The organism is Serratia sp. KH_031 (genome assembly GCF_057839655.1).
Genome location: NZ_CM174496.1, coordinates 2,781,948 through 2,799,035, shown reverse-complemented (window position 1 = coordinate 2,799,035; position 17,088 = coordinate 2,781,948). Strand labels below are relative to the sequence as shown.

Below are 17,088 nucleotides of genomic sequence, written 5' to 3'. Positions count from 1 at the left end.
GAGATTGGTGACGTTGTAACAACATAGCCTATACATTGATGATGATAATAAAAAAATCCCGCCGGTTAAGGCGGGATGGAGAGATTAATCGCACTGAACCTTGATAGCCAAGCCACCGCGTGAAGTTTCGCGGTATTTGGCGTTCATGTCTTTACCGGTTTCGTACATGGTTTCGATCACCTTATCCAGTGAAACCCGCGGCTCACTGGTACGGCGCAATGCCATGCGCGCGGAGTTGATCGCTTTAACCGAGGCAATGGCGTTACGTTCGATGCAAGGAACCTGTACCTGACCGGCAACCGGGTCACAGGTCAGCCCCAGGTTGTGTTCCATACCGATTTCTGCCGCCACACAAACTTGCTCAGGGCTACCGCCGAGCAATTCTGCCAAACCAGCCGCGGCCATGGAACAGGCTACACCCACTTCGCCCTGACAACCGACTTCGGCACCAGAAATAGAGGCGTTCATTTTATACAGCGTACCAATAGCGCCAGAGGCCATAAAGTAACGAATATAGGTCTCTGGGCTGACGGATTCGATAAAGTGATCGTAGTACGCCAGCACCGCAGGCACGATACCACAAGCCCCGTTGGTTGGTGCGGTGACTACTCGGCCACCCGCGGCGTTTTCTTCGTTAACCGCCAGAGCGAACATGTTCACCCAATCGATCACATTCATCGGATCGCTAGACAAATTGTCGGAAGAAACTAACAGACGACGTAATGCCGAGGCTCGGCGTGGAACGCGTAATGGGCCGGGCAACACGCCTTCGGTATTCAAACCGCGATCGATACAGGCGCGCATGGTTTGCCAGATATTGCCGAAGTAAGTTTCGATGTCTTGCTTGCTGTGCAGCGCCAGTTCGTTCTGCATCACCATGCCAGACAGAGAAAGACCGGTGTCACGGCAGTGATCCAGCATTTCACGGGCAGAGTGGAACGGGTAAGGCACCGTCACTTCAGAAGATACGTCTTTACCGAAATTCTCTTCATCAACGATAAAACCGCCGCCGATGGAGTAATAAGTCTTGGTATACACTTCTTTGTCGCCAGCGAAGGCATGGACTTGCATTCCATTTTCATGCAGCGGCAGGTTGTCGCTGCGGAAAATCATGCCGCCGTCGCGCGGGAAATCGACTTCTTGCTGGCCGTTAGCCAACATCAGGCGTTGACGTTGCTCTACATCGCGAATAAAGCCCGGGATCGCGTCAATATCCACGGTGTCCGGCATGTTACCTGCCAGGCCGAGGATGATAGCGATATCGGTATGGTGACCTTTGCCGGTCAATGAAAGTGAGCCGTAAACATCTACAGACACACGCGTGATAGAAGGCATCAGGCCTTGAGTTACCAGATCGTCGACAAACTGTTTGCCGGCTTTCATCGGTCCAACCGTATGAGAGCTGGACGGGCCGATGCCGATCTTAAACATGTCGAAAACGCTAATCACGCTAAAACTCCTTAAAGAGATATAGATTATGGCTGCACGGGTTTCAGACCGTACAGGTAGCCGGGATATTCCCCTTATGATTTTAGTGGTTTATCCCGGATGATATTATTTTACAGGTATTTCGTAATGTTTGAGAGTGAGTTTACAGTTTTTTTAAAAGATTGATGCTGTGAAAGGTAGTTTAAAACGCAATCGTTTGGAGTGATGGCGATCGCTTTCCCTGACAAAAGCACGAAAAGCACCGCTAGGTTGTGACTTCTATCATGGCTTAGAGGCTGACCTGTTGCGCTAAACGCCGGATGATGGCTGCCGTCAGCCCCCAGATAAACTGGCTTTGGTACCAAGAAAGATAAATGCGATGGGCGTGACCAGCACGATGGACATCCAGCGGATGATAGCGCGACAAGGTGAGCGCTTCGTGCAGTGGCATCTCGAACAGTTCGGCCACTTCGCCCTCATTGGCACGGAATAATATATCGGGTGGAATGAGACCGACCACCGGTGTGACTTGAAAACCGGTACTGCTGTCGAGTGGCGCCATCTGGCCGAGAACCTTGACCAATTGCTGAGGGATCGCCACTTCTTCTTGTGCTTCGCGCAACGCGGTGGCAATGGGCGAACGGTCTTGCGCATCGGCTTTACCGCCAGGGAATGCCACCTGACCTGCGTGCTTGCGCAGTGAATCGGCACGACGAGTTAACAGCAGCGTTGGCTCCGGGCGACAGACGATCGGGATTAATACCGCAGCAGGGCGTACTTGGCGTGAGATCTGTACCGCCTGCGGTAACTGTAACTGGAAACGATTGATAAATTCGTCCAGCGTAGACGGATAGAGCGATGGGTTCACGAAACGCTAAACTCCCCCAGTTGTGGCAAGATGCGGCCGACTTTATCGAAGGTTTCCTGATATTCCGCGGATTCCTGACTATCGGCAACGATCCCACCGCCAGCGGAGCAGTAAATCTTGCCATTCTCGGTGATCAAAGTACGGATGGTGATATTGGTGTCCATGGTGCCACAGACGCTGATATAGCCAATGCTGCCGCAGTAGGCGTTACGTCGTTGGGGCTCCAGCTCTTCGATGATCTCCATTGCCCGAACTTTGGGGGCGCCGGTAATCGAACCTCCGGGGAAACAGGCGCGTAGTAACTTGGTTGCTGGCGTTTCGTTTGGTAGCGTGGCGGTAATGGTGCTGACTAAATGATGCACCGCCGGGAAAGGCTCAACCACGAACAATTCAGGAACGCGTACGCTACCCGGCTCGGCCACGCGGCCGATGTCATTACGTAGCAGATCAACAATCATCAGATTTTCCGCTCGATCCTTTGGCGAATTAGCCAAACGTTCCGCCTGCTGGGCATCGGCAAGCGGATCAGGCAAACGCGGCAAGGTGCCTTTAATCGGGCGGGTCTGAATCTGTTGATTTTCCAACCACAGGAAGCGTTCCGGCGATACGCTAAGAACGGCATTTTCCGGCAGGCGCAGAAAAGCAGAGAACGGAGCGCGATTGCTGGCGCTTAATTGGCAAAAGGCTTGCCATTCGTCCCCTTGATAATGGGCGGAGAAGCGTTGCGCCAAGTTGATCTGATAGCAATCACCGCTGCGCAGATAGTCTTGAATTCGGCGGAATTTTTCACCATATTGCTCGCGGTTCATATTCGCTTGCCAGTGACTGGTCAATGCGAAGGCTGATTGCGGTTTCGCCTGCTGCTGATTCAACCATTGCCAGCGTTGTTCAACATCCGCATGGCTTAATAAAGTCAGCCGCTGTTGATGGTGATCGGCAATCAGCGCCCAATCGTAGATCCCTATCGCCATATCGGGCAGGGCGATATCTCTCTTAGCCACTTGCGGTAACGTTTCTACTCTACGCCCTAAGTCATAGCCGAACAGACCCAATGCACCGCCTTGGAATGGCAATTGTGGATTGCTCGTTGGCCGCAAGCCAAGGCTTTGCAACTGTTGTTGTAACAGTTGGAACGGATCGTCTTGCGAGTTAACCGTTGTGTTTTGTTGGTAGATTTCCGTGTTTTGCCCACGCGTCGTGAGCGTTGCACAAGGATCGGCAACCAGAATGTCAAAACGATTGTGAGAATGTTCGGCAAAGCCAGAATGCAGCAGCATCGCCCAAGGTTGTTGCGCGAGTGGCGTGAACAACTTCAATAGGGCATCGCGGTGGTAGGGCAGTGATTTAAGATTTGGGGCAGTTCCACTCATGGGCATCAATAAACCTGGCTGACGAGGGCAATTTCTGCCCGCTATTGTGCCACAATCCCCCGGTTGGCGCACCGCTTGCTTCGAAAGAGCAACGTACAACAGGTGCACACTGCTTAAACTAGCGTTAAATAATTTTTCGGTAGAAGCATTTTTTGCGTATTAAACTATACTCTGTTCTGTTTAAAATAATTATTCCTACACTAAGAAATAAACGAAGAAAGCAATAACTGTATTCAAAAAATATAAACTATTACGGTTAGTTTCTTGATGAAATTATTTTTTCTCTTTCCGCTGTTTTAACCCTTTACTTAATAGCATCTTTGGACAGCAAAACGTATTGATAAAATTCTATAAATTCACCTGTTTGTAAGAGTGTTGCTTATGTCGTTAATGTTGAGTGTTATTGTCCCGCTGCATAATGTAGGGGAACTGTTTATTCCGTTCCTTGAGTCCTTGCTGGCACAACGTGAGCAGCGATTGGAAGTGATCATTGTTAACGATGGTTCTACCGATGGCTCTGGTGATATTGCGCATCGTTACGCCGCTCAATATTCACATATCCATGTTATTGATCAGGTTAATTCTGGTGTTTCTAATGCACGTAATGCGGGGCTGGCGGTAGCAAAAGGGAAATATGTTGCTTTTCCAGACGCCGATGACTTACTGATGCCTGAAATGTATTCTACTTTGCTTGAACAGGCGGAAAAATATCAGCTTGATGTCACTCAATGTAACGGTGAACGTTATTTTACCCGCAGTAATACGTTGAGTGAAATTTTTCCTAAGGATCGCTTAAAAAGCACTGATGTGATAACCGGAGCTGATTGGCTAGAACGTGGATTAAAATCACGCAAGTTTATTCATGTGGTGTGGTTGGCCATTTATCGGTTGGATTTTATTAAACAATATCAACTCTATTTCGAACCGGGCTTACATCATCAAGATATTCCGTGGACCACGGAAGTCATGTTCAACGCAGAGCGAGTCAAATATATTAGCCAATCTTTGTATCACCAACGGGTTCACGATCAATCGATCAGCAACCGTAAACGCATCGGTAAGGCGAATGTGGAATACCAGCGTCACTACATGAAAATTGTGGAAATGTTGGTGAGCATGAATCAGCGTTACCACAACAAAATCAAAATCGTACCTGCATTCCATTGGCAGATTACCCGCGAAGCGTTGGGGATTTGCCACAGCATTCGTCGTGAACCGGAACTGGCGGCGCAGCAACAAATTACCGACGAATTCTATCAGCGTGGCATCGATAAAATGATGTTAAGCAATGCACGCGGTCTCCAGCAGGACTGGCATGTGATACTGTGGTTAAGCCGCTTGAGAAAATGGCACGGCGTTGGCGATTGTTCACAGCCCGCGGCGCAATAATATTCACAGCCAGCGGCGCAATAACAAACGTAGGGATATGTCTACTTAGCGCGTATAATCCCCCTCCATTTTGTTGGAGAGATTAACATGCTTGCAGGAATGCCATCATTGAGTCATCAGGAGCAGCAGGAAGCTGCCGATCGTATTCATCAACTCATGGAACAGGGCATGAGCAGTGGCGAAGCCATTGCGCTCGTGGCACAAGAAATCCGCGAAAAGCATCAGGGCGATCAGGTCGCGGTGATGTTTGATGAAGACGACGACGAAGAACAAGAACCGGTTGAGCAACCGGAAGATGACGAAGAAGAAGACGAAAATTATTGAGTACTGAGTGGAGGCACGCCGTGAAGCGTGCCTTTCTTGTCTCTTACCCCTGAACCTGAATAGCCGCTGCCGCTTGTTTCGCCAACTCTACCGCGTGTTCTGTGGTCTCTGCAGTGGCGAGCGCCACGCCCAAACGACGTGTACCGTTTATTTCCGGCTTGCCGAACAAACGCACTTGATTGAAACCTTGCAACGCAGATTCCAAGCCGCTGAAACGCACATCCGCACTGTTTAGTTGCGGTAAAATCACCGCCGAAGCAGACGGAGCAAACAGGCGAATTTTACCTATCGGTAAGCCGAGGAAGGCGCGGACGTGCAGCGCAAACTCGGACAGATCTTGCGAAATGAGTGTCACCATACCGGTATCGTGTGGACGTGGTGAAACTTCGCTGAAAATCACTTCATCACCACAGACAAACAGTTCGACGCCAAACAAACCATAACCGCCCAGAGCGTTCACCACTGTTGCCGCGATGTCCTGTGCACGCTCTAACGCCAGCGCCGACATTTGTTGGGGTTGCCAGGATTCGCGATAATCACCGTCTTCCTGACGATGCCCAATCGGTGCGCAGAAGTGAATGCCATCACAGGCGTTGATGGTCAACAACGTTATCTCGAAATCAAACTTGACCAAGCCTTCGACGATCACACGTCCGCCACCCGCACGGCCGCCTTGTTGAGCGTAATCCCACGCTGTCTGCAGTTGTTGTTCATTGCGGATCAGGCTTTGCCCTTTACCAGAAGAACTCATCACCGGCTTGATAATGCATGGATAACCAATATCTATGACCGCCTGCTGAAAAGCGTTTTCGCTATCGGCAAAACGGTAGCTTGAAGTGGGCAGTTTGAGCGTTTCGGCAGCCAAGCGGCGAATACCTTCACGGTTCATGGTAAGACGAGTGGCTTCAGCACAAGGCACCACGCGATGACCATTTTGCTCCAGCTCAACCAACATCGAGGTGGCGATGGCTTCAATTTCCGGCACGATATAATCAGGACGCTCCTGTTCGATTAACGCCTTCAATGCGGCACCATCTAGCATGTTGATCACATGGCTACGATGGGCAACATGCATCGCTGGGGCATCGGCATAGCGATCGACAGCAATCACTTCCAATCCCAAACGCTGACATTCGATGGCGACTTCTTTACCCAGTTCACCTGAACCCAACAACATAACGCGGGTAGCCGAAGGGCGTAGGGCGGTTCCAATGGTTAGCATGATTTCGTACCTGATTTGAGGATTAATGCGGTCTGATAAAGATGGCGCGCAGTATATACGAAATCGTTTGCGTAGGCAGCCAAACTGTTTTCCATACGACAAAATTGCCATCAGCGTTGAGTGAGCGCCAATGTTGTTGTTATCTAATTCACGACCAGAACCCGCGTTTTGCGGGTTTTTTTACGCCTGAAATCTGGAATCCCTGCTATCTCTGTTATTATCACCGCCTGATTCGGTGCCAACCTGTGGGCGCGCCGCCTTTCCATCTGCCATAAAGAGTTATTGCCGTGAGCACAGTTTCCTTTTCTTCCTTGCCGCTACCCGCCGAACAGTTGGCTAACCTCAACGAACTGGGGTATGCCGAAATGACACCGGTACAGGCCGCAGCGCTGCCTGCCATTTTGCAAGGGCGGGACGTTCGTGCCAAAGCCAAAACCGGTAGTGGTAAAACGGCGGCATTTGGTATTGGCCTGCTGGATAAAATCAATGTGGCGCAAGTGGCGACTCAGGCGCTGATCCTGTGTCCAACCCGCGAGCTGGCCGATCAGGTCAGTAAAGAGTTACGCCGTTTGGCACGTTTCACCCAGAACATCAAAATTTTGACCCTGTGCGGTGGTCAGCCAGTCGGGCCGCAGTTGGATTCACTGGTTCATGCACCGCATATCGTCGTCGGTACGCCGGGGCGTGTGCAGGAGCATCTGCGCAAAAAAACGCTGGTGCTGGATGAAATGAAAGTGCTGGTACTGGATGAAGCCGACCGCATGTTGGATATGGGGTTTGCCGACGATATTGATGATGTGATCAGCTACACACCACCGCAGCGCCAAACTTTGTTGTTTTCTGCCACTTATCCGCAAGGCATTGAACGAATCAGCGCACGTGTGCAGCGTGAGCCGCTAAATGTAGAACTGGATGGTGACGAAGAACAAACCACCATCGAACAGCGCTTCTATGAAACGACTCGCGATCAACGTCCTGCGCTATTGGTCGCGGTACTCCGTCATTATCAGCCATCTTCCTGCGTGGTGTTTTGTAATACCAAACGCGATTGCCAAACGGTATTTGAAGCATTAGAAGCCCGTGACATCAGCGTGTTGGCGTTGCATGGCGATCTTGAACAGCGTGATCGCGATCAGGTATTGGTCCGTTTTGCTAACCGCAGTTGCCGCGTGTTGGTCGCGACCGATGTCGCTGCGCGTGGCTTGGATATCAAAGATCTGGAGCTGGTGGTGAACTACGAACTGGCGTTTGATCCTGAAGTACATGTGCACCGCATTGGCCGTACGGGGCGCGCAGGGTTGAGCGGTTTGGCAATTAGCCTATGCACACCACAAGAAATGGCGCGTGTTCATGCCATTGAAGATGATTTGCAGATGACTATTAACTGGGCGCAGGTTTCTGAACTGAGCGGTGCGCCGAACACACCACTGGCGGCAGAAATGACCACGTTGTGCATCGACGGCGGACGCAAAGCCAAAATTCGCCCTGGTGATATTCTTGGCGCATTGACTGGGGATGCAGGGCTGACTGCTGCCGAAGTGGGTAAGATCGATATGTTCCCAGTGCATGCTTATGTGGCGATCGGCAAAGCCAGCGCACGCAAAGCGTTGCAACAGCTTCAACAGGGCAAAATCAAAGGCAAAAACTGCAAAGTGCGGTTGTTGAAATAATAATCCGGGAGCGCCTTGCTCCCGCCTATTGAATTATTTATACTGTATGAAAATACAGTATTTCAATCTTTGAGGAATGCACACATGGCTGTTGAAATAAAATATGTGGTGGTAAGAAACGGTGAGGAAAAAATGACTTTCGCAAATAAGAAAGAAGCCGATGCCTACGACAAAATGCTGGATATGGCCGATAGCTTAGGCGAGTGGTTACAGCAGGCTCCGCTAGAGTTGGACGAAGAACAACGCGAACGGTTGGGGTTCTTCCTGGCGGAAAACAAAGAGGCCTTATCACAAATCCTACGTGGTAACGCGCCGCAAGATTCGGTGAAAAAACCAGCCAAGCTCAAAGTAGAAAAATCCGATGCTAACGTAAAAGAGGGATCTGCATCAGAAAAGCAAGCTGCATAATACGTTATGTTGCAGTATTGTGATTAAAAAGGATCTAAAATGCTCCGTGAAATAACCTTCTTCAGCCGCTTCGAAAAAGACATCTTGGCTGGACGCAAGACGATTACTATCCGGGATTTCAGTGAATCTCACTTTAAGCCCGGTGAGGTATTACATGTTAGCCGTAACGAAGACGGTCAGCACTTCTGTGATATTAAAGTGTCGTCAGTGGAACAGGTACGTCTGGATGATTTGACCGGCCAGCATGCCAAGCAAGAAAACATGTCGCTCGAAGACTTGAAGAAGGTGATTAAGGAAATCTACCCAGGGCTGGATCAACTGTTTGTCATTACCTTTACTAAACTGTGATCCCTGACTATATCTCCTTGGGTAGAAAGAATAATAACTCGGAGGAAATATGAAAAAGACAGGATTGGCTTTGGCCTTGTTGGCAATGATGGGTTTGGCAAACAACGCACTTGCGCAGGAACAGCAGCCGCGTACTGCGACAATAACGAAATGCTTGGGCATGAAATCGGATGACGTTGGAGCACAGGTAAAGCGTGACTTCCTGCAAAATCGTATCCCACGTTGGGAAGCTGACAAAAAAGTGCTCGGTAGTGACACCATTGCTTGGGTGAGCCCAACAGCCATCACGGGTAAAGACGACGTTTGGCAGGTGCCGCTAACAGTACGCGGTAGCAAAGCGCAGAAAACCTATGACGTGACCCTGGATTGTCAGAAAGGTGAAATTACCTACAACGGCCCACAATAAATTCTCGAATAGCCCAGCGATGCTGGGCTTTTTGCCCTATCGCCCTCACAACATCCCACACAATTTTTCCTCTCCATACATTAATTGACAAAAGAACCCTTATTCTTGAAAGCTGACTGGCGTTCACGGTTGAGCGCTGCGATTCTGCATTGAAAGGGGCAAATGATGAAAAATAACTGGATGCAGCAAATTCAATCTCTGCTGGGGCAAAAAGGCGGGGGAAGTAGCACCGAAGGACTGGGGAAATTGTTGGCTCCGACCGCATTAGGCGGTTTGGTAGGGGCGCTGTTGGTGAATAAATCGTCGCGCAAAATGGTGACTAAATATGGAACCAATGCGTTGATTATTGGTGGCAGTGCAGCTATCGGCGCGGTGTTGTGGAACAAATATAAGCAGCAAGTCAAAGATGCACATCAAGATGAACCGCAGTTCGGCGTGCAGAATACCGCCGTGGATTTGCGCGCCAAACGACTGGTGCAGGCACTAGTCTTCGCTGCCAAGAGCGATGGCCATATTGATGCTGATGAAAAGCGTGCTATCGATCATAGCCTGGAACAACTACAGGTCGGTGAGGAAGCACAGGTTTGGGTGCAAGAAGCCATCGATCAGCCGCTGAACCCAGACCTGATAGCCAAAAGCGTGAAAAACGAAGAAGAAGCGCTGGAAGTCTATTACCTGAGCTGCATGGTGATCGACGTCGATCACTTCATGGAGCGTGGCTATCTCGACGCCTTGGCGCAATCGTTGAAGATCCCGGCGGATGTGAAGCAGGGCATCGAAAACGACGTCAGCGAGAAAAAGCGCGAACTGATTTAAGCACTCGCTTGTTAAGCCGGGGGGGAACGTGCCACTCTTATATCATCTCTATAAACGGATGATGTATTAATGATGACACCCCCTAAGGCAGAAAAACGTCCTTACCCGATCACCACTCACGGTGATACCCGCGTTGATGATTATTACTGGTTACGTGACGATGACCGTACCGATGCGCAGGTTCTTGCCTATCTCACCGCAGAAAATGCCTTTACCGACTCCGAGTTGAAACCACAACAAGTGTTGCGTGAAACTTTGTACGAAGAAATGGTGGCGCGCATCCCTCAACAAGAGCATTCGGTACCTTACGTCAAGCATGGTTACCGCTATCAAACGCGTTACGAACCGGGCAATGAATACGCGCTGTATGTCCGTCAGTTAGAAACGGAAACTGAACAGTGGGAAACTCTGCACGATGGCAATCAACGTGCAGAAGGGCATGAGTTTTACACCTTAGGTGGATTAGAAGTCAGCCCGGACAACCATCAGCTAGCGGTAGCAGAGGATTTTCTATCGCGTCGCCAGTACGATATACGTTTCAAAAACCTGCAAGACGGCTCTTGGAGCGATGAAGTACTGGAGAACACCTCCGGTAATTTCGAGTGGGCAAATGATTCCGCCACCGTGTTCTACGTGCGTAAACACGCAAAAACGTTGCTGCCGTATCAGGTTTATCGTCATGTAGTGGGGAGCGATCCACAGCAGGATGTACTTATTTATGAAGAGCAAGACGATACCTTCTACGTCAGCCTAGAAAAAACCACTTCTGAACGTTATATCCTGATCCACCTAAGCAGCACGACGACCTCAGAAATCCTGCTGTTGGACGCTGACGATACGACCAGCACACCGCAGATGTTCTTATCGCGCCGCAAAGATCACGAATACGGTATTGACCATTACCACCAACATTTCTATATCCGCTCGAATAAAGATGGCAAAAACTTCGGTTTGTATCAGAGTGAGCAAGCGGATGAAGCGCATTGGCAGCAACTGATCGCCCCACGAACAGAAGTGATGTTGGAAGGTTTTAGCCTGTTCCGTGATTGGTTGGTGGTGGAAGAACGTCATCAAGGGTTGATTCAATTGCGTCAGATCCATTGGACGAGTGGTGAAGAGAAAGCTATCGCCTTTGATGACCCGACCTATACCACTTGGTTGGCCTATAACCCAGACCCTGAAACCGCGCTGTTGCGTTACGGTTATTCTTCCATGACCACACCGACCACTATGTATGAACTGAACATGGACAGCGGTGATCGCGTGCTGTTAAAGCAACAGGAAGTCAAAAACTTTACGCCGGAACATTACCGCAGTGAACGTGTGTGGGTGAAAGCGCGTGATGGTATCGAAGTGCCCGTTTCGTTGGTGTATCGCATCGACAGCTTTAGTAAAGGCGCAAATCCGTTGCTGATGTACGGTTATGGTTCTTACGGCAGCAGTATCGATCCTGCTTTTAGCGGCAGTCGCCTTAGTCTGTTAGATCGCGGTTTTGTGTTCGTATTGGCGCATATTCGTGGTGGCGGTGAGTTAGGGCAGTTGTGGTATGAAGACGGCAAACTGTTCAAAAAGCAAAACACCTTCAATGATTTTATTGATGTGACCGAAAGCCTGATTGCACAAGGTTATGGCGACAACAAGAAAGTCTTCGCGATGGGCGGTAGCGCTGGTGGCTTGTTGATGGGCGCAGTGATTAACCAAGCGCCACAGTTGTTCCATGGCGTGGTGGCACAGGTGCCATTTGTTGATGTGGTTACGACCATGTTGGACGACTCAATCCCGTTGACCACGGGTGAATATGACGAGTGGGGTAACCCGAACGAACAGGCGTATTACGACTACATCAAGCAATACAGTCCTTACGACCAAGTAAAAGCGCAGGATTACCCGCATCTGCTGGTAACGACCGGTTTGCATGATTCTCAAGTGCAGTATTGGGAACCGGCCAAATGGGTGGCGAAACTGCGTGAACTGAAAACGAACAATCGTCAGTTGTTGTTGTATACCGACATGGATGCGGGGCACGGTGGTAAATCCGGTCGTTTCAAAGCCTATGAGGATATTGCGCTGGAATATGCGTTTATCCTGACGTTGGCAGAATAACGGCAACAAAAAACCCGCGTTCGCGCGGGTTTAATTACGTTCAAAAGCAGGTTGAACTATCTATTAGATAGATTAAGTCATCAGATAGATTATTCGTCAGACGGATGCACCTTTTTTGGCGCGTTTATCTGCACGTTTTTCTGCTGGAGTTTTCAACGGCTTCTTCTTCGCATTTTTCTTGCTATCCATTCCCTTACTCATGTTGGCCTCTCTTTACCTATGACTGGGTGGGTTGCTTAACCATTAACCATCTAAAGGTGAGTGAATGCAAGTGACAAAATGAAGAATCAATGCAACGGATTGTTAATCCGTTGGATTTTGTCTCATCAGCATCACGATTTTTCATCAGGATGTTGTAGCGAAAATCATCAATTCGTCGTCATTTTAAGCAAATGCAGATGGAACAACGATTTTTTGCGATTTTGACGTTGACCAGCTACAGGGCTTGGTCTTTGATTGAAAGCATCATTCACCAACAGACGGAAGCGCCATGGAACAATTACGCGGTTTGTACCCGCCATTAGAAGCGTATGACAGCGGTTGGTTGGATACCGGGGATGGTCACAAAATTTATTGGGAACTGAGCGGTAATCCGAACGGGAAACCGGCGGTATTTATCCACGGTGGGCCGGGCGGTGGTATTTCTCCCTACCATCGGCAGTTGTTTGATCCTGAGCTTTATAAGGTGATGTTGTTCGACCAACGTGGTTGTGGGCGTTCTAAACCTCATGCCAGCCTGGATAACAATACCACTTGGGATTTAGTTAACGATATCGAACGCCTGCGTGAAATGGCGGGTGTGGAGAAGTGGTTGGTGTTTGGCGGCTCTTGGGGCTCGACCTTGGCACTGGCTTATGCACAAAAACACCCCGAACGCGCCAGTGAACTGGTATTGCGCGGTATTTTTACCCTACGCAAGCAAGAGCTGCTTTGGTACTACCAAGATGGCGCATCGCGCTTCTTCCCGGACAAATGGGCGCGTGTGTTATCCATTCTCTCTGACGAAGAGCGCAAAGACGTGATTGCAGCTTATCGCCAGCGCCTGACCTCACCGGATAAAGAAGTGCAACTGGAAGCTGCACGATTGTGGAGTGTATGGGAAGGGGAAACCGTGACCTTGCTGCCAAGCCCGACTTCGGCTTCTTTCGGTGAGGATGATTTTGCTTTGGCCTTTGCCCGCATTGAAAACCACTATTTCACCCACTTAGGTTTTTTGGACAGTGATGATCAGTTGCTGCAAGACGTGGCATTAATACGTCACATACCTGCGGTGATCATTCATGGTCGTTATGACATGGCCTGCCAAGTGCAGAACGCATGGGATTTGAAAAAGGTTTGGCCGGAAGCTGAATTGCATATTGTCGAAGGGGCGGGGCATTCATTTGATGAGCCGGGGATCTTGCATCAACTGATGTTGGCAACCGACCGTTTCGCAGGTAAATCAGTGTAAATCGTAGCTCCAGCCCTGTGACGTTTACAGGGCTGGTCAGTTATTTGGTTTTTGGCTCGTAAGGCAGACGCGAGAATTTGTGCGATTCGCCACGATAATGCATCACACGTTCGCGAAAGTAATCGCGCAGATGAGCAGGTTGTTCACGTTCAACCATCTCTGGAATCACTGGCATATTGTAGCGTTCTTTAAATGCCACACCAGACGCTGCCAGATCCACATTCACCTTATCCATATCTTCTTTGGCAAGCTCTGCCAGATTGTAACCCACCGTCGGCTCCTTACATCATCAATCCGAATTAGCGCAAAAGGTAATCCACTCGCCAACGCTTGGCAAGCATGAAACTTAATCCCTTTTTTCATTATGGTTATTTATTGGTTTTATATAATGTAATTTATTTATTTTTATAAATAAGAATTATTCGCTTCTAATTTGCTTTGGCTTGACGATAATAATTATCATAACAATTAACTTGCGCATTTGTTTTATTTTAACACATTGATTTATATTCAAATTAAATTGATGCCATGATTAATGTGAATCAAGTGTTTTTATTTTGTTTTAATCTGGGCATAATGCGTGAAATTAAATTCATGACCTGCCAAGAAAAAGGAATAATCATGCTGACGCAAGAAATGACCAAGAAGTTGAATGAACAACTGAACCTGGAATTCTATTCTGCCAACCTGTACCTGCAAATGAGCGCTTGGTGTGCCGAGAAAGGTTTTGAAGGTGCGGCAGCGTTCCTGCGTGAACATTCACAGGAAGAGATGCAGCATATGCAGCGTCTGTTCGACTACCTGAGCGATACTGGCGCTCTACCATTGTTGGGTACCATCGCGGCTCCGCCAGTTGAGTTCAAATCGTTGGCCGATGTTTTTGCTCAAACTTACGAACACGAGCAGCACATCACCAAGCAAATTAATGAACTGGCGCACGTGGCAATGACCACCCGTGATTACTCCACCTTCAACTTCCTGCAATGGTATGTTTCTGAGCAGCATGAAGAAGAAAAACTATTCAAATCTGTGCTGGATAAACTGGCGCTGGTGGGTGATAGCGGTAAGGGTCTGTTCTTCATCGACAAAGATCTGAAGAAAATGGGTGCAACAGGCGGCAATCCGCAGGCTTAATTTTGGTATTAGAAGAAACCGCGTACTGTTTAGGATGCGGTTTTTTTTCGTCCGCAATTTGGCAAGCCTAAAATTGTGTGCTGGTGGATCGCAAAATTCTAGTGATATGCTCGACTTACCGATAGACGGTAGTTATGATTTGGCGTGATTTATTACATTTTTCATCTGAAGGAATACCATCGTGATTGGGAAAATTCGTTCTTCTTACCGTCTGCTTTCTACCGTCTTTGTGCTGTTTGTCGGTTTGTCCTCCCAACAGGCATTGGCTCACGCCCACTTGAAAGTGGAAAACCCGGCTGCTGATGCCATTGTGAATCAGGCACCTGAAACGCTAACACTCAATTTTTCTGAAGGTATCGAGCCTAACTTCAGTGGTATTAAAATCACCGGGCCAGACAATAACGTGGTGAAAACTGGCGCGCTGAAGATTGATCCTAGCAACAACACACAAATCAACCTGCCGATCGAAAGTAAGTTGGCCGCAGGTAAATATAACGTTGACTGGCACGTGGTGTCGGTTGATGGTCATAAAACCAAAGGCCAATACAGCTTTACCGTAAAATAAGCATGACTTTGGCGACACTGTTCGTCCTGTGCCGATTTGTGCACTTTGCGGCGGTGATGATAATGTTTGGCGTAGGTCTATTCTGCGCCTTGTTATCTCCGCAGCCTCTCTCCCCACAGTTGACTCGCGACACCCGCCGGCTGTTGGTTTCGGCCACTTGGATAGCCGCGCTTTCTGCTGGATTTTTGTTGATGATCCAGGCCGGGCAAATGGGCGATGGTTGGACGGATACTTATCAACCTGCAATTTGGCTGGCAGTTCTTGGCACGACCTTCGGTGAAGTGTGGCGCTGGCACCTTGCCTTTTCGGCGTTAAGTCTGTTGGCGCTAATATTACCGAAACCCTGGCAGCTACGCGCTCTGGTTTCGCTTTCGGCATTATTGTTAATCAGCTTGGCATTCATCGGCCATGCGGCAATGTATCAAGGGGGTGTTGGTGCGTTGCATCGTTTTAACCATGCCTTACATCTGTTAGCCGCAGGTTATTGGTTTGGTAGTTTATTGCCGTTGCTGATTTGTATGCGCTATCTATCTCAACCGAAATGGCGTCACGACGCTGTTACTACGTTGGTGTGCTTCTCGTCTTGGGGGCATGGTGCCGTGATATTGGTCATTATCACTGGGATCATCAATAACCTGCTGGTGTTGGGACATTGGCCGTTAAATTTTTCTTCGCCTTATCAACGTTTATTGGCGATCAAAATGGTGTTAGTGGCGTTAATGGTATTGGTCGCCATCGCCAATCGCTATGTGGTGGTGCCTATCATGCGCACTAACCCAACGCTGGCACTGCGTGGCGTGGTGGTAGCCTGTTGGAGTGAAATTGCGTTAGGTGCGGTGGTGCTCATGCTAGTGAGTTTATTTGCAACTTCAGCGCCAGTATAACGTCAACGCCAGTACAACTTCAGTTCTGGTATAACATCGGCGTCGATATCATATTGCGACTTGCCGTAACCTACCGAATTGCGGGAGAATTACGGAAAATTGCAACTGAAGGCCATAACATGAAATCGGTATTACTTGGCATTGCGCTTCTGGCAACCTCAACCAGCGTACTGGCAGCAGGGATCGTGAACGTCAGCAAACTGGAATACGGCAAACAATGGGCATTCGTCAAAGAAGAAGTGACGCTGCAATGCCGAAAAGGTGGTGCGGTGTTTGTTCTCAATAACAGTACGCTGATGCAATATCCTCTGAATGACGTGGCGGCGGAGCAGGTGAAGGCTGGCCAACTGCGCGCTGAATCCTTGGATGTGATCCTACTAGATGATGCTAATAACCCAGGCCACAAAATGGATGTCACGCCGTTTCGCGAGCGTGCTGAGAAGTTGTGTGCGAAATAGCGTCTATCAACCAATGAGTTACGAGATGGTTAACGGTTGATTGAGTTGTGTGCTAAATTTGTTTCACAGCGAAACTATCACTGCGTGTTAGGCTCGCTGGCAAAACTGGCACATTAGACTATTCTTAAATTGCACGGCTGAACAAGCCTTGCACTAAATGCCAACTTTTAGCGCACGGCTCTCTCCCAAGAGCCATTTCCCTAGACCGAATATAGGAATCGTATTCGGTCTTTTTTTATTTGTAT

The 17,088-nt window shown here is 49.0% G+C and carries 18 protein-coding genes; 13 read left to right on the top strand and 5 right to left on the bottom strand.

Annotation, left to right across the window (positions count from 1 at the left end; all coding sequences use genetic code 11):
• Window positions 1-84: 84 nt before the first annotated feature.
• The 3 genes from sdaA to pabB all read right to left on the bottom strand — a co-directional run bounded on the left by sdaA (window position 85) and on the right by pabB (window position 3,666).
• On the bottom strand, window positions 85-1,449 hold the full coding sequence (gene sdaA / locus AC3ISQ_RS12630) for an L-serine ammonia-lyase (RefSeq protein WP_489346942.1): 1,365 nt from the start codon (window positions 1,447-1,449) through the stop codon (window positions 85-87).
• A 268-nt stretch (window positions 1,450-1,717) separates the two neighbouring features.
• Window positions 1,718-2,296, bottom strand: a complete 579-nt coding sequence (locus AC3ISQ_RS12625) for a CoA pyrophosphatase (protein WP_489346940.1) — start codon at window positions 2,294-2,296, stop codon at window positions 1,718-1,720.
• On the bottom strand, window positions 2,293-3,666 hold the full coding sequence (gene pabB, locus AC3ISQ_RS12620) for an aminodeoxychorismate synthase component 1 (protein ID WP_489346938.1): 1,374 nt from the start codon (window positions 3,664-3,666) through the stop codon (window positions 2,293-2,295). The genes AC3ISQ_RS12625 and pabB overlap by 4 nt, the downstream gene beginning before the upstream one ends.
• A gap of 381 nt (window positions 3,667-4,047) precedes the next feature.
• On the opposite strand from pabB, the gene AC3ISQ_RS12615 reads away from it, so the two are divergent.
• Both AC3ISQ_RS12615 and AC3ISQ_RS12610 read left to right on the top strand, forming a co-directional pair.
• Window positions 4,048-5,055 carry a glycosyltransferase gene (locus AC3ISQ_RS12615; RefSeq protein ID WP_489346937.1) on the top strand — a complete coding sequence of 336 codons (1,008 nt, stop codon included), beginning with the start codon at window positions 4,048-4,050 and terminating at the stop codon, window positions 5,053-5,055.
• Between the two features lie 87 nt (window positions 5,056-5,142).
• A complete protein-coding gene (locus tag AC3ISQ_RS12610; protein ID WP_489346936.1) occupies window positions 5,143-5,379 on the top strand; it encodes a YoaH family protein in 237 nt (78 codons plus the stop codon).
• A gap of 43 nt (window positions 5,380-5,422) precedes the next feature.
• Here the strand turns inward: AC3ISQ_RS12610 and purT are convergent, their stop codons facing one another.
• The gene (purT, locus tag AC3ISQ_RS12605; protein WP_489346935.1) at window positions 5,423-6,601 is read right to left on the bottom strand and encodes a formate-dependent phosphoribosylglycinamide formyltransferase; all 1,179 of its coding nucleotides are present in this window, start codon (window positions 6,599-6,601) and stop codon (window positions 5,423-5,425) included.
• Window positions 6,602-6,888: 287 nt separating this feature from the next.
• Here purT and dbpA point away from each other — a divergent pair, with 287 nt between their 5' ends.
• The 7 genes from dbpA (at window position 6,889) to pip (ending at window position 13,802) form a co-directional block, all read left to right on the top strand.
• Entirely contained in the window at window positions 6,889-8,271 is a 1,383-nt protein-coding gene (gene dbpA / locus AC3ISQ_RS12600; protein WP_489346933.1) for an ATP-dependent RNA helicase DbpA, read from the top strand.
• Between the two features lie 84 nt (window positions 8,272-8,355).
• Window positions 8,356-8,679 carry a YebG family protein gene (locus tag AC3ISQ_RS12595; protein ID WP_489346932.1) on the top strand — a complete coding sequence of 108 codons (324 nt, stop codon included), beginning with the start codon at window positions 8,356-8,358 and terminating at the stop codon, window positions 8,677-8,679.
• Between the two features lie 39 nt (window positions 8,680-8,718).
• A complete protein-coding gene (gene yqfB / locus AC3ISQ_RS12590) occupies window positions 8,719-9,027 on the top strand; it encodes a N(4)-acetylcytidine aminohydrolase (RefSeq protein WP_489346930.1) in 309 nt (102 codons plus the stop codon).
• A gap of 49 nt (window positions 9,028-9,076) precedes the next feature.
• A complete protein-coding gene (yebF, locus tag AC3ISQ_RS12585; RefSeq protein WP_489346929.1) occupies window positions 9,077-9,433 on the top strand; it encodes a protein YebF in 357 nt (118 codons plus the stop codon).
• Window positions 9,434-9,598: 165 nt separating this feature from the next.
• Complete coding sequence (locus AC3ISQ_RS12580; RefSeq protein ID WP_489353268.1) at window positions 9,599-10,249, top strand: tellurite resistance TerB family protein; 651 nt, start codon at window positions 9,599-9,601, stop codon at window positions 10,247-10,249.
• Between the two features lie 69 nt (window positions 10,250-10,318).
• A complete protein-coding gene (locus tag AC3ISQ_RS12575; protein ID WP_489346927.1) occupies window positions 10,319-12,352 on the top strand; it encodes a S9 family peptidase in 2,034 nt (677 codons plus the stop codon).
• 490 nt (window positions 12,353-12,842) lie between these two features.
• A complete protein-coding gene (gene pip / locus AC3ISQ_RS12570) occupies window positions 12,843-13,802 on the top strand; it encodes a prolyl aminopeptidase (protein ID WP_489346925.1) in 960 nt (319 codons plus the stop codon).
• Between the two features lie 40 nt (window positions 13,803-13,842).
• On the opposite strand, the gene AC3ISQ_RS12565 is transcribed toward pip, so the two are convergent.
• On the bottom strand, window positions 13,843-14,073 hold the full coding sequence (locus AC3ISQ_RS12565; protein WP_489346924.1) for a DNA polymerase III subunit theta: 231 nt from the start codon (window positions 14,071-14,073) through the stop codon (window positions 13,843-13,845).
• 350 nt (window positions 14,074-14,423) lie between these two features.
• Between AC3ISQ_RS12565 and ftnA the strand changes: the two genes are divergently transcribed.
• The 4 genes from ftnA to AC3ISQ_RS12545 all read left to right on the top strand — a co-directional run bounded on the left by ftnA (window position 14,424) and on the right by AC3ISQ_RS12545 (window position 16,843).
• On the top strand, window positions 14,424-14,936 hold the full coding sequence (gene ftnA, locus AC3ISQ_RS12560) for a non-heme ferritin (RefSeq protein ID WP_489346922.1): 513 nt from the start codon (window positions 14,424-14,426) through the stop codon (window positions 14,934-14,936).
• A 178-nt stretch (window positions 14,937-15,114) separates the two neighbouring features.
• Window positions 15,115-15,501 (top strand): CopC domain-containing protein YobA, encoded by a 387-nt coding sequence (gene yobA / locus AC3ISQ_RS12555; protein ID WP_489353266.1) that lies wholly within the window; start codon window positions 15,115-15,117, stop codon window positions 15,499-15,501.
• Window positions 15,502-15,503: 2 nt separating this feature from the next.
• On the top strand, window positions 15,504-16,385 hold the full coding sequence (gene copD / locus AC3ISQ_RS12550) for a copper homeostasis membrane protein CopD (protein ID WP_489346920.1): 882 nt from the start codon (window positions 15,504-15,506) through the stop codon (window positions 16,383-16,385).
• Between the two features lie 119 nt (window positions 16,386-16,504).
• Window positions 16,505-16,843 (top strand): YebY family protein, encoded by a 339-nt coding sequence (locus AC3ISQ_RS12545; protein ID WP_489346918.1) that lies wholly within the window; start codon window positions 16,505-16,507, stop codon window positions 16,841-16,843.
• Window positions 16,844-17,088: the final 245 nt, after the last annotated feature.

Coding starts and splice junctions, on each gene's coding strand:
- yqfB (WP_489346930.1), top strand. CDS start 8,719: ATGCTCCGTGAAATAACCTTCTTCAGCCGCTTCGAAAAAGACATCTTG.
- AC3ISQ_RS12615 (WP_489346937.1), top strand. CDS start 4,048: ATGTCGTTAATGTTGAGTGTTATTGTCCCGCTGCATAATGTAGGGGAA.
- AC3ISQ_RS12595 (WP_489346932.1), top strand. CDS start 8,356: ATGGCTGTTGAAATAAAATATGTGGTGGTAAGAAACGGTGAGGAAAAA.
- yebF (WP_489346929.1), top strand. CDS start 9,077: ATGAAAAAGACAGGATTGGCTTTGGCCTTGTTGGCAATGATGGGTTTG.
- AC3ISQ_RS12580 (WP_489353268.1), top strand. CDS start 9,599: ATGAAAAATAACTGGATGCAGCAAATTCAATCTCTGCTGGGGCAAAAA.
- AC3ISQ_RS12610 (WP_489346936.1), top strand. CDS start 5,143: ATGCTTGCAGGAATGCCATCATTGAGTCATCAGGAGCAGCAGGAAGCT.
- pip (WP_489346925.1), top strand. CDS start 12,843: ATGGAACAATTACGCGGTTTGTACCCGCCATTAGAAGCGTATGACAGC.
- AC3ISQ_RS12575 (WP_489346927.1), top strand. CDS start 10,319: ATGATGACACCCCCTAAGGCAGAAAAACGTCCTTACCCGATCACCACT.
- copD (WP_489346920.1), top strand. CDS start 15,504: ATGACTTTGGCGACACTGTTCGTCCTGTGCCGATTTGTGCACTTTGCG.
- ftnA (WP_489346922.1), top strand. CDS start 14,424: ATGCTGACGCAAGAAATGACCAAGAAGTTGAATGAACAACTGAACCTG.
- pabB (WP_489346938.1), bottom strand. CDS start 3,666: ATGAGTGGAACTGCCCCAAATCTTAAATCACTGCCCTACCACCGCGAT.
- purT (WP_489346935.1), bottom strand. CDS start 6,601: ATGCTAACCATTGGAACCGCCCTACGCCCTTCGGCTACCCGCGTTATG.
- AC3ISQ_RS12545 (WP_489346918.1), top strand. CDS start 16,505: ATGAAATCGGTATTACTTGGCATTGCGCTTCTGGCAACCTCAACCAGC.